We start from the raw sequence: 14,594 nt of genomic DNA on the forward strand, positions 1-14,594 counted from the left end.
CTCAATAATTAAGTGAATTTCTCTATTGTTTCTTAATTGTATAGATTGTTGTTTTGTTGGTTATTAAATTGTATTGTTAATTGATCGAGATAAAGAACTGGTCTGTTATTTAGATCTGGTTATATCCACTGCTTTTAAGTTTGAAAACTAAATTAATATGGTGTTTTTTTCTTAAAGGTTGCCAAATGATGAGTCTTTCGTCATTATGCGGCGAAAATTTTATAGATTGAACCACGTATACTTATTGACTTTAGGTATACAAAAAGTGGTCTAAGCATACACAACATTCATTAATTAAAAGACAAGGGTTATCTGTGAAGCAGACGTTAAAACTAACAGATATTATCGCAGTAGGCTTTATGCTATTTGCGTTCTTTTTAGGTGCGGGCAATATCATCTTTCCACCTCTAGCGGGTCAGCTAGCCGGTGAAAACTTAATGCCAGCGATGTTTGGTTTCTTGCTAACAGCGGTAGGTCTACCTCTTATTACTATCGTTGCTATTGCTGTTGCTGGTGGTTCTTGGGATCACTTAACGCAAGACCTTCCGAAAAAAGCAGCGGTTATTATGGCTGCGTTGATCTTCATCATCATCGGTCCTGCGTTTGCTGCGCCTCGTACTGGCCTAGTGGCTTACGAGATGGCGGTGAAACCTTTCTTCCTCGAAGCGTCACAAACGCATCTCACTGCATTTTCAGTGATCTTCTTTATTGCGGCGATGATGTTCTCATGGTTCCAAGGCCGTTTGATTGATCTTATCGGTAAAGTACTGACGCCGGCATTGTTCGTGGGTTTGATCATTCTTGCTGTCGCGGTATTTATTGATCCTCAAGGTGACATGCTGGGCGCGCACGGTGAGTACTTAACGCAACCATTGACCAAAGGCTTCTTAGAAGGCTACAACACAATGGATACGTTCGCGTCATTGATGTTTGGCATGCTGATGGTTGATGCACTGCGCGGTAAAGGCATTACTGAGCGTTCTGCAACCACTAAGTATCTGATCTATGCAGGTTGTATTGCCGCTGCCGGTCTTGCGTTTGTTTACATCTCACTATTCTACTTGGGCGCGACGAGTGCAACTGTTGCTGCTGGTGCAGATAACGGTGGTCTGGTACTTAGCCAATACGTTCAAGCGCTGTTTGGTCCATACGGTCAAATCGTTCTGTCTGTCATTGTATTACTAGCGTGTTTGACAACGGCTATTGGCTTGATTTCTGCGTGTTCAGACTTCTTCAGCTCGAAAACGCCACTGTCATACAAGCAATGGGTACTGATTAACGGTTCTGTTTGTGCGTTGGTTGCGAATGTCGGCCTTGCACAACTGATTTCTCTGTCAGTGCCAGTATTGTTTGCGCTGTACCCTGTGGCGATTGCGTTGGTTGCACTAACATTTGTACGCAGCAAACTGCCAAATCCACGTTTTGCTTACCGCGCGGTACTGCTTGTATCTTTGCTGTTTGCGTTGGTTGATGCGGCAAAAGTATCGGGTGTTGATGTTTCTGCGTTTAACATGTTGCCACTATTCGAAGTGGGCATGGGTTGGGTGCTTCCAACATTTGCGGCTATTGTGTGCATGTTCTTCATCGCGAAACCTCGTCCAGAGCTAGCACAAGAAACAGCGTAATAACTTCGCACTATCAAGATATTAAAAAGCCCGATGAATGACTTCATCGGGCTTTTTATTTTTTATCTTTGAAGCGTTCACACTATTAAAGTGTGTCGTGGAACTCCACAAGAACTTGTTCACACCATTTTTCGATGCGCTCATCACTCAGTTCGTACTGCGAGTCTTCATCTAACGCTAGTCCAACAAACTTGCTGCCATCTTCAATCAGTGCTTTCGATGCTTCAAATTCGTAGCCTTCATTTGGCCAGTAACCGATAAAGGTTGCGCCGGTTGCTTGTAATTCATCGTGAAGTAAGCCCATCGCGTCCAAATACCACTCACCGTAGCCTTCTTGGTCACCCAGACCAAACAGCGCGACAACTTTACCTTTTAATGGTGTTGTGGCGATGTCTTGCCAAATCGCGTTCCAATCTTCTTGAATTTCACCAAAGTCCCAAGTTGAGATGCCAAGGAGTAATAAGTCGTAGTCCGCCATTAGTGATAACGGTGTCTCTTTCACATTGTGAATGTCGACAAGGTCTTCACCAATAATGGTACGAATTTTCTCTGCTGCCATTTCGGTGTAGCAGGTCGTTGAGCCGTAAAAGAGTCCGATTTTCATTATATTCATCGTTATTTGTGTTGCTGTTGTGGAAGATTCTAACCATAAATTGAGGAAGATTGCAGCGAATATCCTAAGCGGGATGATTTTTTTATGGTATTGGATCGGTAGGTGCCTTAATCTAAATACTGTAAATATAAACAGATAAGGAAGCGTTCATGACGGCACAACAGCCTGTCAATCAACAAGACTTTTCGCTTGTTGAGCAATTCTTAGATGCGATGTGGATGGAGCGTGGGCTATCAGAGAACACGTTGGCTTCCTATCGAAATGATTTGATGAAACTGCTCACGTGGATGGAGAAACATCGCTACCGTCTTGATTTCATTAGTTTGTCTGGCTTGCAAGAATACCAAAGCTACCTTGTAGACTTGGATTACAAGCAGACGTCCCGTGCGCGTATGTTGTCGGCAATTCGCCGTTTATTCCAATATCTGCATCGTGAGAAAGTACGTGCTGATGATCCGAGTGCGCTCTTGGTCAGTCCTAAACTGCCACAACGCTTGCCCAAAGATATTAGTGAAGAGCAAGTGGACGCCTTGCTCGAAGCGCCAGACCCGAATGATCCTGTGGAATTGCGGGATAAAGCGATGCTGGAACTGCTGTATGCGACTGGTTTGCGTGTGACGGAATTGGTCAGTTTAACTATGGAAAACATAAGTTTGCGTCAAGGTGTTGTGCGTGTCACAGGTAAAGGCGGTAAAGAGCGCTTAGTGCCAATGGGGGAGAACGCGGTAGATTGGATCGAGACGTTTATTCAACAAGGGCGCCCTGCGTTACTTGGTGATACATCATCTGATATTGTTTTTCCTAGCAAACGCGCAAGGCAAATGACTCGTCAGACGTTTTGGCACCGTATTAAGTACTATGCTTTGATAGCAGGGATTGACACTGAACAGTTGTCGCCGCACGTACTGCGTCATGCCTTTGCCACGCATTTATTGAACTATGGCGCAGATCTCAGGGTCGTACAGATGCTATTAGGACATAGTGACTTATCGACCACGCAAATTTATACTCACGTGGCGACTGAACGATTGAAGCAGATCCACAGTCAACACCACCCAAGAGCATAACAATGGTTAGATTCATCCATGTCTTCTTGGAAAAACGATTTTATATTAAGGTGAATTTCATGAGCGTATTACGCCGACTAACTCTGCTGACTTTACCATTTTTTGTTACCGCGTGTGGTGCAGAAGAAAGTCAGGCTAAAACGGACACTCCTGCACAGCAAGTGGCACCAGCTGCGCAAAGCAGTTTTGATGAAGCAGCATTAAAAACTAAGTTCTCAAAGCTTGGTTTATCTATCGTTGATATTCAGCCATCAGAAGTTGCTGGTTTATTGGAAATCCAAACTAATGGCGGGATCTTGTTTGCTTCAAATGATGGTAGCCATTTTATCGCCGGTACGCTTTATGCCATCAACGACGATGGTAGTTACAAAGATGTCATTGCAGAGCGCCAAGCGCCGCTTAATGCGGAGAAAATCGCGCAGTTCTCCGATAGCATGATTGAATACAAAGCCGACGATGAAAAATATGCAGTGACGGTATTTACTGATATCACTTGTGGTTACTGTGTGCGTCTGCACAGCCAAATGCAAGGCTATAACGATCTAGGCATTACAGTGCGTTACATGGCTTACCCTCGCCAAGGTGCTACTGGCCCAGTGGCAGAGCAAATGGCGACGATTTGGTGTGCTGAAGATCCAAAGTCGGCAATGCACAACGCGAAAGTGAATCGTACGTTTGATAACCCTGCGAAAGACTTAAAACAGTGTAAAGAAACCATCCAATCACATTACAATCTAGGTCGCCAATTGGGAATTTCTGGTACGCCAGCGATCTTCTTACCGAATGGCGAAATGGTTGGCGGTTACCTACCACCTGCAGAGCTATTGAAACGTTTAAAGCAACAATAATCCTTTAGGAGCAGAGCCGGCAAAGTCGCCGGCTCTTTTCAAGCATGATAGAAATTCAACGACATCCTGAACCTGATCTTTCCCTTCTTCCTGATTCCATTCCTCCGATTCTCAAACGTATCTACATCAACCGTGGGATTACGGATCCTGCGCAACTAGAAACGTCAGCTCGTGGTTTGCATTCTTACCAAAAACTCGGGGGGATTGAGCAAGCTGTCGAGCTTTTGTTTCAGGCAATAAAAGAACAAAAACGCATCATCGTTGTCGGTGATTTTGACGCTGATGGTGCGACGAGCTCTGCATTGTCGGTGCTCGCGCTGCGTATGCTTGGTAGTCACAATGTGGACTACCTAGTACCGAATCGTTTTGAAGACGGTTATGGGTTAAGCCCAGAAGTCGTTGACCAAGCATTAGAGCTTGGCGCTGAGATGATCATGACGGTAGATAACGGTGTGTCATCAATCGAAGGCGTGCGTTACGCAAAAGAAAACGGTATTACCGTGCTCGTTACCGACCACCATTTACCGGGACAAGTGTTGCCTGATGTAGATGCAATGGTGAACCCAAACCTTGAGAGCTGTCATTTTCCGTCTAAAGCGCTCGCTGGTGTCGGGGTCGCATTTTATCTCATGATGGCACTATGCGTTCATATGCGAAAACACAATTGGTTTGCTGAGCAGGGCATGCAAGAGCCTAAGTTGATGGAACTGATTGACCTTGTTGCACTGGGTACCGTCGCCGACGTTGTCCCACTGGATGAAAACAACCGCATTCTTGTGCACCAAGGCCTTCAGCGTATTCGTGCGGGCAAAGCGCGCCCTGGCATTCAAGCATTGATTGAGGTCGCGAAGCGCGATGCGCGTCGTTTGGTGGCGTCCGATTTTGGTTTTGCTTTAGGTCCTCGTATCAATGCTGCAGGTCGCCTTGATGATATGTCATTTGGTGTTGAACTGTTGATGTGTAACAACATTCACGCCGCTCGTCGTATGGCAAGTGAACTGGATGGTTTGAACCAAACTCGTAAAGAGATTGAAGAAGGCATGAAGCAAGAAGCGATGGCTTTCTGCGAGCGTCTCCAGTTTGGTGAAGGCAGTGAGCTTCCTTACGGATTAGCCTTGTTCCAACGTGATTGGCACCAAGGTGTGATTGGTATTTTGGCCTCGCGCATCAAAGAGAAGTTTCACCGTCCAGTCATCGCATTTGCTGATGGCGGAGAAGGGACAATTAAGGGCTCGTGTCGTTCTATTCCGGGGTTACACATGCGTGATGCGTTGGATTTCATCGACACGCAAAACCCAAGTTTGATCATCAAATTTGGTGGTCACGCGATGGCGGCAGGCTTAACAATTAAAGAGCAGGATTTCGAACGTTTCAGCCGTTTATTTGATGAAGTGGTAAAAAAGGAACTCGATGAAGCGGCGCTAAAAGGCGTGATCATGTCAGATGGTGAACTTAAGCCTGAAGAATTCTCTATGCATGTCGCTGAACAGCTGCGGTCTGGTGGCCCTTTTGGACAAGCCTTCCCTGAACCAATCTTTGATGGTGAGTTTAAAGTGTTGCATCAAAAGCTGGTGGGTGAGAAGCATCTTAAATTGATGTTAGAGCCGCTTTACAAAGGTCACCCTACCAATGTGATGATCGACGGCATTGCATTTAATATCGATTTGCGTCGCTGGCCGGATGCATCAGTTAAAACGGTACGTTTAGCTTACAAATTGGATGTGAATGAATTTCGTGGTAATCAATCACTGCAATTGATGATCGATCATATCGAAGCTAAGTAATATCTAGATTAACCTTTCTTATAGAGTACGGTTGCCCCTAAGAGGGTGTAAAATTTTATGACCGTGCTCTCTCTAACCGCAATCTGATTTCTCATCCGAAATTTTCCTGTATCTCGGTCACATTTTTCAGTAGAATTTCTCGGTTAAATTCTATTCTAAAATGTTGAGTAAACATGTTTGAAATCAATCCAATTAAAAACCGTCTGCAGGACGTGTCTCAGCGCACAAATGTCCTGAGGGGGTATCTTTGACTATGACGCGAAGAAAGAGCGTCTAGAAGAAGTCAACGCAGAGCTTGAACAACCTGATGTATGGAACGAACCTGAACGTGCACAAGCACTGGGTAAAGAGCGTGCATCGCTAGAAGCGGTTGTTGAAACTATTGATCAACTAGAGCAAGGTGTAGAAGACGTAGAAGGTCTTCTTGAGCTGGCTGTAGAAGAAGAAGATCAAGAAACATTTGACGAAATTGAACCAGAACTTGCTGAGTTGGAAGAGAAGCTAGAAAAGCTTGAATTCCGTCGTATGTTCTCGGGTGACCATGATAGTTCAGATTGCTACATCGATTTGCAAGCTGGCTCTGGTGGTACGGAAGCACAAGACTGGACCAACATGCTGCTGCGTATGTACCTACGCTGGGCAGAGGCGAAGGGCTTCAAAGCTGAAGTGATTGAAGTCTCTGAAGGTGAAGTCGCGGGTCTTAAGTCGGCAACAGTTCGCATCTCTGGTGAGTATGCGTACGGTTGGTTGCGCACTGAAACGGGCGTTCATCGTCTTGTTCGTAAATCTCCGTTCGATTCAGGCGGCCGTCGCCATACGTCATTTGCGTCTGCGTTCATCTATCCAGAGATTGATGAAAACATCGACATCGACATTAATCCTTCTGACCTACGCATCGACGTTTACCGTGCGTCAGGCGCAGGTGGTCAGCACGTCAACACCACAGAATCTGCGGTACGTATTACGCACGTACCAACGAACACTGTGGTTCAGTGTCAGAATGACCGTTCTCAACATAAGAACAAAGATCAGGCAATGAAACAGCTTCGAGCGAAGCTATTTGAGCTTGAATTGCAAAAGCAAAACGCGGAAAAACAAGCTAATGAAGACGCTAAGTCTGACATTGGCTGGGGTAGCCAGATCCGTTCTTACGTATTGGATGACTCACGTATTAAGGACCTCCGTACGGGCATTGAAAACCGTAATACTCAAGCGGTTCTTGATGGCGATCTGGACAAATTTATTGAAGCTAGCCTGAAATCAGGCCTATAAAGCTTTTCACCGACAAAAACAGGATACATCGAAAATGACTGATGCTGTTCAAAACGAAACTGTACTAGAAGAAAATAAGCTGATTGCTGAACGCCGCGCTAAACTGGATGAAATCCGAAAGAGCTGCAAAGCAAACGGCCACCCAAACGACTTCCGTCGTGACGCACTAGCGGGCGACCTTCAAAAAGAGTTCGGTGAAAAGACGAAGGAAGAGCTAGAAGAGCTTAACCACGTGGTTGCAATTGCTGGCCGTATTATGGCTAAGCGTGGTCCATTCCTAGTAATTCAAGAAACATCTGGCCGTATCCAAGCTTACGCTGCTAAAGACGTACAAAAAGAGCTAAAAGAGAAATACCAAGGTCTTGATATCGGTGACATCATCGGTGTTAAAGGTGCGCTGCACAAATCTGGTAAGGGTGACCTATACGTGAACATGGAAGAATACGAGTTGCTAACTAAAGCACTTCGTCCACTTCCTGAGAAGTTCCACGGTCTTACTGACCAAGAAATGCGTTACCGTCAGCGTTACGTTGATCTGATTGTGAACGAAGATTCACGTAAAGCATTTATTGTACGTTCTAAAGTAATGTCTGCAATTCGTAACTTCATGATCTCAAAACAGTTCATGGAAGTAGAAACGCCGATGATGCACGTGATCCCTGGTGGTGCAAGTGCACGCCCATTCATCACGCATCACAACGCGCTAGACATGCCAATGTACCTACGTATTGCACCTGAGTTGTACCTGAAGCGTCTAGTGGTTGGTGGCTTCGATCGCGTATTCGAAATTAACCGTAACTTCCGTAACGAAGGTCTTTCTCCACGTCATAACCCAGAATTCACTATGATGGAATTCTACATGGCGTACGCGGATTACAAAGATCTGATGGACTTTACTGAAGAACTACTAAGCTCGGTAGCGCAAGAAGTTCTAGGTTCAACATCAATGCCTTACGGTGATGAAACGGTTGAATTTGGTGGCACTTACACTCGTATGAGCATGTTTGAAGCAATCAAGCAGTACAACCCAGATCACGCGCAAATCCAAGCGCTAACCGAAGAAGATCTACAAAACCGTGAGCTGATGGTTTCTATCGCGAAATCAGTACATGTTGAAGTAGAAGACTTCTGGACATGTGGTCAGCTTCTAGAAGAAATCTTCGGTGAAACAGCAGAACCTAAGCTAATGCAGCCAACGTTCATCACTGGCTACCCAGCGGACATCTCTCCATTGGCTCGCCGTAGCGATGACAACCCGTTCTTTACAGACCGCTTTGAATTTTTCATCGGCGGTCGTGAAGTGGCGAATGGCTTCTCAGAGCTTAACGATGCAGAAGATCAAGACGCGCGCTTTAAAGCACAGGTTGAAGCTAAAGAGTCTGGTGATGACGAAGCTATGTTCTACGATGCAGATTACATCACTGCACTAGAGCACGGCCTACCACCAACGGCAGGCCAAGGTATCGGTATCGACCGTCTGGTTATGCTACTGACTAACACGCACACTATCCGTGACGTGATCCTATTCCCAGCAATGCGCCCACAAGCGTAATTTGGCAGGATGATCAAAAAAACCACCTTCGGGTGGTTTTTTTATGCCTTTTAGTTAAATAAGTTCAAGTTGTTGCATTTGCTTTTTAATAGGATATGCAAATAAACATTCGCCAAATCTCAATCTATTGCATAGTCTTAATACTGAGACAGACGTGGGGGCGCGGAGTCTCGATAATGTTACCCGCTCGCAAAGATAGGTTTGTGGCGCAAAATTTCTATTAACAATGAAAAAGGGTTAGAGAATGGCTGGGCAGTTTAAGATGGATTCCATCCCGGGATCGCTTGTGGTAGTTGGCGGTACTTATGAGCCTTGGTTATCAGTACTTGAGCAAGTGGGCTGGAAGTGTCACCAAGTGGGTGACTTACGCAAAGCTAATACGTTGTTAGAGGATATTGGTCCATGTATCGGTATTGTCGATCTCAGCCATGACGAATTCAGCTTGAACGGTTTGGCGAACTTAGTCAGTTCTCACAAACACGTGCGTTGGTTAGCGTTTATTCGTGAATCTCAGCTTGGCACTGACACTATATGCCAGTTCATTGTTAACTTTTGTATCGACTTTTTCACTGCGCCAATCCCGGATGCCCAGCTTTTAAGCACGATTGGTCACCAGCTTGGTATGCTCAAGTTGGAGAAAAAAGTTTGGCCTAGTTTTGGTAGCAGCTTAGACATGGGGCTGATCGGTGAATCTATCCCGATGAAGCGTTTACGCGATCAAGTAAAGAGAATCGGTCCGACGGACGTCAGTATTCTGATTTCTGGGGAAAGTGGTACAGGTAAAGAAGCGGTTGCTCGCGCTATCCACAAAGTCTCTTCACGTTCTCATAAACCGTTTATGGCAATTAACTGTCGCGCACTCAATGAGCAACGTTTCCAGGCGGAAGTGTTTGGTATCAATGCCGATGAAGATATGGAAGCATGCATGCTCGAACAAGCGGATGGCGGTACGGTGCTGTTTAATGACATTCTTACTATCTCAAAAGAGCAGCAAATGAATCTGCTGAGATTCTTGCAAGAAGGCACCATTGATACCAAAGATGGTGTAAAAGCGGTCAATGTGCGCATCCTTGCTGCTAACTCGTCAGATGTAGAAAAAGCCTTGATTGACGGAGATTTTAATGAAGAGCTTTATCACTACATTAACGTATTACGCATTAATGTCCCGAGCTTAAAAGAGCGCGCGAGCGATATTCCTTTGTTAGCGCGCTATTACTTACAAGAGTTTTCTAAAGAGTATAACTCGCAAGCAAAAAGCTTTTCTGAGGATGCACTCAAGGCACTGACACGTTATTTCTGGCCAGGTAACGTACGTGAATTGATGAACCAAGTGAAACGAGCGGTTCTGATGTCTGACAGCGTAATGATTGAAGAGCATCACCTAGATTTGCCTCAGCGTAATGACTCAAAGCGTAGTTTGAAATCGATTCGTGAGAAGAGTGAGCGTGACGCGTTACTGGTTGTTTTGGAATCTCATTCTGGTCAAGTTTCGAATGCGGCGAAGGAGCTTGGTGTTTCACGCGCGACGATGTATCGACTACTGAACAAACATAATTTGATTTCTGATCAAGCCATGTAATTTGTTCTTTCTGAAGTTAAATTGGTGAATGAATATCAGTGAAGGAGCGGCTACAAAGACGCTCTTTTTGTTTTGTATTTAGTTTGATTTATAAAATCCGTAATTTCATATATTCTCTAGGTGAATATGTTATATAGAAAAGTATATGAAACTGAATTGCGGTGTATTGGTTTGTTTTTAATCAAAAAGACAAAAAGTGTTTGATATATATTCATCAAAGCTTACAATTTAACCGTAACTCAATGAGTTATACCTTTCATAAACGGATTAATTTTTAGCTAGGAGGCGCAAGATGAAACATTACGTTGTTAACACCACTGCTTGCGCTGATCGTATGCCTATCGCTCCGATGACTCTTAAGTCGGATGATACCAATACCACTGGCTCACAAGATAAAAATTAATCCGTAACCTATCTTATTTATTACTAGGCTGCGGAAAAGTAGCGGCTTAGTATCAACAGAACACCTCTGTTCATTTTACGCACTATTTTTCCCAGTCGAATACATCGATAATCGGAGAAAATATTATGCGTCACTCTATTTACCTACAACTGGCAACTTTGCTATTGAAAGCAGACCTTAAACGCGAAGAAAAGGAATGGCAGCGAACCATACGCCGCACTGCTCATGATGTTCCATGGACGAATGTTCATTTATTGAGAGATATTGGTTTAGATAGCGATGGTCGTTCCACACGCGCCAATGTTCCGGATGCAGTAAAAGTTGAACGTCGAGTTCGTCACCTTCGTCGAGTTTTAACGTCGCGAATAATGACGTAATCGTTAGCGTGTTGGACTGACTGAGTTGCTATCGAGTCATTCAACACGCTTAACGTGCGATATGAAGTCATACTTCATTTGATAAACAGCTGACCTTGAAGGTCAGCTGTTTTCGTTTGAGGGGAGCTTTACTGTTAAGGGCATGGATTCGAGTAGGTTGTACCAATTGCTTGAATCTCAGTCAGGAGCTCATCGCTTAGTTTTAGATCGATACTGTCGATGTTGGCTTTTAATTGGTCAAGGTTGGTCGCGCCGATAATATTAGATGCTACAAATGGGCGCTGATTGACAAATGCAAGTGCCATTTGTGCAGGATCCAAACCATGCTCTTGGGCTAAATTGACGTAAGCTTCGGTCGCTTTAACACCTTGTGGAGTGAAGTAGCGCGCAAAACGCTCCCACTTAGTGCATCGAGCGCCTTCAGGTTTTGCCCCGTTTAGGTATTTACCACTCAGGCAGCCAAATGCCAAAGGAGAGTAAGCAAGTAACTGAACGCCTTCGTAATGGCTGATTTCAGACAAGCCAACTTCGAAGCTGCGGTTCAATAAGTTATATGGGTTTTGAATGGAGACAATTCTTGGCAAATCGTGTTTCTCTGCCAAACGCAGTAGCGACATCACACCCCACGGCGTCTCGTTTGATACGCCGATATAGCGTACTTTGCCTGCATTCACTAATTCTGTAAGCGCTTCCAATGTTTCAATTAACGTGACTTCTTCTTGTTTGTCAGGGTATGGGTAGTTGAGTTGACCAAAGCAGTTAGTTTGACGTTGAGGCCAATGTAATTGGTATAAATCGACATAATCCGTTTGCAGGCGGTTAAGGCTGTCATCAATTGCTGTATGGATGTGGCGACGATTAAGGCTCATGTTGTCTCGGATGTGAGGGACACCACGAGGGCCAGCCACTTTTGTTGCCAGCACAACTTTTTCACGTTTGCCGCTCTTTGCTAACCAATTACCGATGTATTGCTCGGTGAGTCCTTGCGTTTCCGCTTTGGGAGGTACAGGGTACATCTCTGCGGTATCAATGAAATTCACCCCATGATCAAGGGCAAAGTCGAGCTGTTCAAAGGCGTCCTTTTCTGTATTTTGCTCGCCAAACGTCATGGTTCCGAGGCAGATTTTACTGATCTCAAGTGATGAGTGCGGTAGTTTTGTGTATTGCATATCACGTCCTTGAAGAGTTACCGACTAAATAAGTGATTCCAATATAGGGGATTTTTAACCGCTATCGCAAATGATTTACGTATAAAGGAAGACCAAACTCGAAAGCTATACATAGCCTAACTACACTTAAATGATCGTGTGAAGGAGGTACGTTATGCAGAAGCATCAATTGGACATGTGGTTACACGGTCCCCATAAAGATACTTATAAAACTCCCAAAGTATTTGTGATTGGGTGTTCTGATGTCTCTGACTATTTGCTAGCAGTGGAGTACAAGCATCAACTTGAGCCAATTAAAGACGGTGAAGATCCGATACATTTCGGTTCGCTAGATTTGGTGAAAGAAGAGCTGCTGAGGTTAGGGGTAGATAAAGCGTACTTAAGGCTGCACAATGCGTATGACGAATGTGGCACTGAAGAGGCAGCCTCGTACTGTGATATCGAGTTATCGCTCGTGACGCACTAAATGGCGGAAACAACATTACTCAGATTGCGTGTTGATGTAGTGCTTGAGTAAGATCTGTTCAGTAAACTGTGTTCTGAGGTAAAAACCTCGGGGCAGAGTTTTTATCGGCTTGCCATTTGAGCTGTATGCTTCGGTGAGTGCTTTTGCATTCGCGGCTTTAGGGCGAAGATGCAGCGCTTCTCCGTGTCTGGCGGAAATTTGATCAAATTTCCCCAAGACGATCATCTCCATTAGCTCTTCCCAGTCGTTTCGTAAAATACGCTCTTCTTCGTCGTCTGGTGACCAAATCAGTGGGCTACCAACACGTCTTTCTGCAAGTGGAATTTCTCGTTCCCCTTCCACTGGTACCCAAAGCACACGAGATAGCTTGTTTCGAACATGACTTGTTTCCCATGTAAGACCATGAACACCAGTGAGGGGAGCCACAGAAACAAAGGTTGTTTCTAAAGGTTTGCCAGAGTAACTGATCGGAATACTTTTCAACTCGATCCCTAGTTTTGCGAAATCTTGTTGAGGTTTACTGCCAGCCGGAGCGCCCAAGTGCCATTCGAGTAATTGACCCACCCAACCTTTATCACGTTTTAAGTTTTCAGGAACAATCATATTCGCCTCGGCGGCCAACTCAGCAAAACTGAGTCCTGCCATATCATGCGCTCGTTCCAATAGCTCTGCTTCTGTTTGTGGTTCTGGTTTCATAGTCACAAGGTGGTATTACAAAAAATATAGTTTATCAAACTCCGGCCAAATCTACTGTTTAAGATTTCACCGAGGCGGTGTAAGAACGATCAATTCATAACTTATCCACAGGTAGAGGAGGTGTTGATAAGATCCTGACGAGGTCTGTATGAATAAACAGGGGCTAAAATGCATTTTTAGGGTTGATTTTGTTGTAATCATCTAAACGAAGAGCAGGTGAGTGTGGATAAATAGCCGGTTGGTGGATCTTTGACCGATCTGGGTTTGGTGAAAAGATCATCAAGAAACTGAAGATCGATTTATCGCTATTTTTTAAAATAAAGACTTTTTTATCAATGTTTTATGTTTGTTTTTCTGTTTCTTTATTTGTTTTGCTTGTGATGGGGTTGAACAGAATTATTCATTTTAATTGAATTCTTCACAAAGTTATTCACAGAAAAGGTGAATAAATGTGGGCAATGTCTCACTCTTGTGTTGATAAGGTATGATTTGATTAAAAGATATCCAAATATGGTGAAAAGGTAATAAATCTTGCTCATATCACATCAGTAAGTTTGCTAGTAATGGGGATATGTGGAAAAATCACGGTAATAAAAAATTTATTCATAGAGGTTAGCCAGTGATAGATGGCGATGGTTACCGACTTAATGTTGGTATTGTGATATGTAATAACCATGGTCAGGTCTTCTGGGCTAAACGATACGGGCAACACTCATGGCAATTTCCACAAGGTGGGATTGACGAAGGTGAAACCCCTGAACAAGCCATGTTTAGGGAGTTATACGAAGAAGTCGGTTTAACGAAAAAAGACGTTAAGATCATTGCAACAAGTCGTCATTGGTTAAGATATAAGCTACCAAAGCGATTGGTGCGTTGGGACTCCAAGCCTGTTTGTATCGGCCAAAAACAGAAATGGTTTCTGCTGAGATTAGAATGCGATGAATCTCGTATTAATATGCAACGCGGAAAATCCCCTGAATTTGATGGTTGGCGCTGGGTGAGTTACTGGTATCCAGTTAGGCAAGTTGTTTCTTTCAAGCGAGATGTTTATCGACGAGCGATGAAAGAGTTTGCATCCTTAGCCATGCCTTTTCGAGAGAGAAAAGCGAAAGGGAAAAGAAAAAAGCAACGTAGAGGATAATC

13 protein-coding genes are annotated in these 14,594 nt (G+C 44.3%); 10 read left to right on the forward strand and 3 right to left on the reverse strand.

Annotated elements, in window-relative coordinates:
- The first annotated feature begins 314 nt into the window (after nucleotides 1-314).
- Nucleotides 315-1,625 carry a branched-chain amino acid transport system II carrier protein gene (brnQ, locus tag MTR11_RS03165; RefSeq protein ID WP_006742676.1) on the forward strand — a complete coding sequence of 437 codons (1,311 nt, stop codon included), beginning with the start codon at nucleotides 315-317 and terminating at the stop codon, nucleotides 1,623-1,625.
- 85 nt (nucleotides 1,626-1,710) lie between these two features.
- On the opposite strand, the gene fldB is transcribed toward brnQ, so the two are convergent.
- Nucleotides 1,711-2,229 carry a flavodoxin FldB gene (gene fldB, locus MTR11_RS03170; protein ID WP_005397338.1) on the reverse strand — a complete coding sequence of 173 codons (519 nt, stop codon included), beginning with the start codon at nucleotides 2,227-2,229 and terminating at the stop codon, nucleotides 1,711-1,713.
- Nucleotides 2,230-2,387: 158 nt separating this feature from the next.
- On the opposite strand from fldB, the gene xerD reads away from it, so the two are divergent.
- From xerD to MTR11_RS03205, 7 genes are all read left to right on the forward strand, one after another.
- Nucleotides 2,388-3,305 carry a site-specific tyrosine recombinase XerD gene (xerD, locus tag MTR11_RS03175; RefSeq protein ID WP_005397336.1) on the forward strand — a complete coding sequence of 306 codons (918 nt, stop codon included), beginning with the start codon at nucleotides 2,388-2,390 and terminating at the stop codon, nucleotides 3,303-3,305.
- 59 nt (nucleotides 3,306-3,364) lie between these two features.
- Nucleotides 3,365-4,153 carry a bifunctional protein-disulfide isomerase/oxidoreductase DsbC gene (gene dsbC, locus MTR11_RS03180; RefSeq protein WP_012842135.1) on the forward strand — a complete coding sequence of 263 codons (789 nt, stop codon included), beginning with the start codon at nucleotides 3,365-3,367 and terminating at the stop codon, nucleotides 4,151-4,153.
- Nucleotides 4,154-4,197: 44 nt separating this feature from the next.
- On the forward strand, nucleotides 4,198-5,937 hold the full coding sequence (recJ, locus tag MTR11_RS03185; protein WP_243327006.1) for a single-stranded-DNA-specific exonuclease RecJ: 1,740 nt from the start codon (nucleotides 4,198-4,200) through the stop codon (nucleotides 5,935-5,937).
- A 173-nt stretch (nucleotides 5,938-6,110) separates the two neighbouring features.
- A protein-coding gene (gene prfB, locus MTR11_RS03190) for a peptide chain release factor 2 (RefSeq protein WP_100068604.1) occupies nucleotides 6,111-7,209 on the forward strand; the annotation gives its coding sequence in 2 pieces (ribosomal slippage) (nucleotides 6,111-6,185 and nucleotides 6,187-7,209; 1,098 coding nt in all).
- A 34-nt stretch (nucleotides 7,210-7,243) separates the two neighbouring features.
- Complete coding sequence (gene lysS / locus MTR11_RS03195) at nucleotides 7,244-8,761, forward strand: lysine--tRNA ligase (RefSeq protein ID WP_005397328.1); 1,518 nt, start codon at nucleotides 7,244-7,246, stop codon at nucleotides 8,759-8,761.
- Nucleotides 8,762-9,005: 244 nt separating this feature from the next.
- Complete coding sequence (vpsR, locus tag MTR11_RS03200; RefSeq protein ID WP_243327007.1) at nucleotides 9,006-10,340, forward strand: cyclic-di-GMP-binding transcriptional regulator VpsR; 1,335 nt, start codon at nucleotides 9,006-9,008, stop codon at nucleotides 10,338-10,340.
- A gap of 528 nt (nucleotides 10,341-10,868) precedes the next feature.
- A complete protein-coding gene (locus MTR11_RS03205) occupies nucleotides 10,869-11,120 on the forward strand; it encodes a DUF1127 domain-containing protein (protein WP_085343981.1) in 252 nt (83 codons plus the stop codon).
- 134 nt (nucleotides 11,121-11,254) lie between these two features.
- On the opposite strand, the gene MTR11_RS03210 is transcribed toward MTR11_RS03205, so the two are convergent.
- Nucleotides 11,255-12,289 (reverse strand): NADP(H)-dependent aldo-keto reductase, encoded by a 1,035-nt coding sequence (locus tag MTR11_RS03210; protein ID WP_109168799.1) that lies wholly within the window; start codon nucleotides 12,287-12,289, stop codon nucleotides 11,255-11,257.
- A gap of 154 nt (nucleotides 12,290-12,443) precedes the next feature.
- Here MTR11_RS03210 and MTR11_RS03215 point away from each other — a divergent pair, with 154 nt between their 5' ends.
- A complete protein-coding gene (locus MTR11_RS03215) occupies nucleotides 12,444-12,755 on the forward strand; it encodes a DUF6482 family protein (protein WP_005397320.1) in 312 nt (103 codons plus the stop codon).
- A gap of 15 nt (nucleotides 12,756-12,770) precedes the next feature.
- Here MTR11_RS03215 and mutH read toward each other — a convergent pair whose 3' ends face one another.
- Complete coding sequence (mutH, locus tag MTR11_RS03220) at nucleotides 12,771-13,451, reverse strand: DNA mismatch repair endonuclease MutH (protein ID WP_145473141.1); 681 nt, start codon at nucleotides 13,449-13,451, stop codon at nucleotides 12,771-12,773.
- A 619-nt stretch (nucleotides 13,452-14,070) separates the two neighbouring features.
- Between mutH and rppH the strand changes: the two genes are divergently transcribed.
- Nucleotides 14,071-14,592: an RNA pyrophosphohydrolase gene (rppH, locus tag MTR11_RS03225; RefSeq protein ID WP_005381953.1), complete on the forward strand. Its 522-nt coding sequence runs from the start codon at nucleotides 14,071-14,073 to the stop codon at nucleotides 14,590-14,592.
- The last annotated feature ends 2 nt before the right edge of the window (nucleotides 14,593-14,594 follow it).

The sequence above is a fragment of the Vibrio sp. CCB-PB317 genome (genome assembly GCF_022808245.1).
GTDB classification, from domain to species: domain Bacteria; phylum Pseudomonadota; class Gammaproteobacteria; order Enterobacterales; family Vibrionaceae; genus Vibrio; species Vibrio diabolicus.

Coding starts and splice junctions, on each gene's coding strand:
- vpsR (WP_243327007.1), top strand. CDS start 9,006: ATGGCTGGGCAGTTTAAGATGGATTCCATCCCGGGATCGCTTGTGGTA.
- MTR11_RS03205 (WP_085343981.1), top strand. CDS start 10,869: ATGCGTCACTCTATTTACCTACAACTGGCAACTTTGCTATTGAAAGCA.
- lysS (WP_005397328.1), top strand. CDS start 7,244: ATGACTGATGCTGTTCAAAACGAAACTGTACTAGAAGAAAATAAGCTG.
- xerD (WP_005397336.1), top strand. CDS start 2,388: ATGACGGCACAACAGCCTGTCAATCAACAAGACTTTTCGCTTGTTGAG.
- MTR11_RS03210 (WP_109168799.1), bottom strand. CDS start 12,289: ATGCAATACACAAAACTACCGCACTCATCACTTGAGATCAGTAAAATC.
- dsbC (WP_012842135.1), top strand. CDS start 3,365: ATGAGCGTATTACGCCGACTAACTCTGCTGACTTTACCATTTTTTGTT.
- recJ (WP_243327006.1), top strand. CDS start 4,198: ATGATAGAAATTCAACGACATCCTGAACCTGATCTTTCCCTTCTTCCT.
- mutH (WP_145473141.1), bottom strand. CDS start 13,451: ATGAAACCAGAACCACAAACAGAAGCAGAGCTATTGGAACGAGCGCAT.
- fldB (WP_005397338.1), bottom strand. CDS start 2,229: ATGAAAATCGGACTCTTTTACGGCTCAACGACCTGCTACACCGAAATG.
- MTR11_RS03215 (WP_005397320.1), top strand. CDS start 12,444: ATGCAGAAGCATCAATTGGACATGTGGTTACACGGTCCCCATAAAGAT.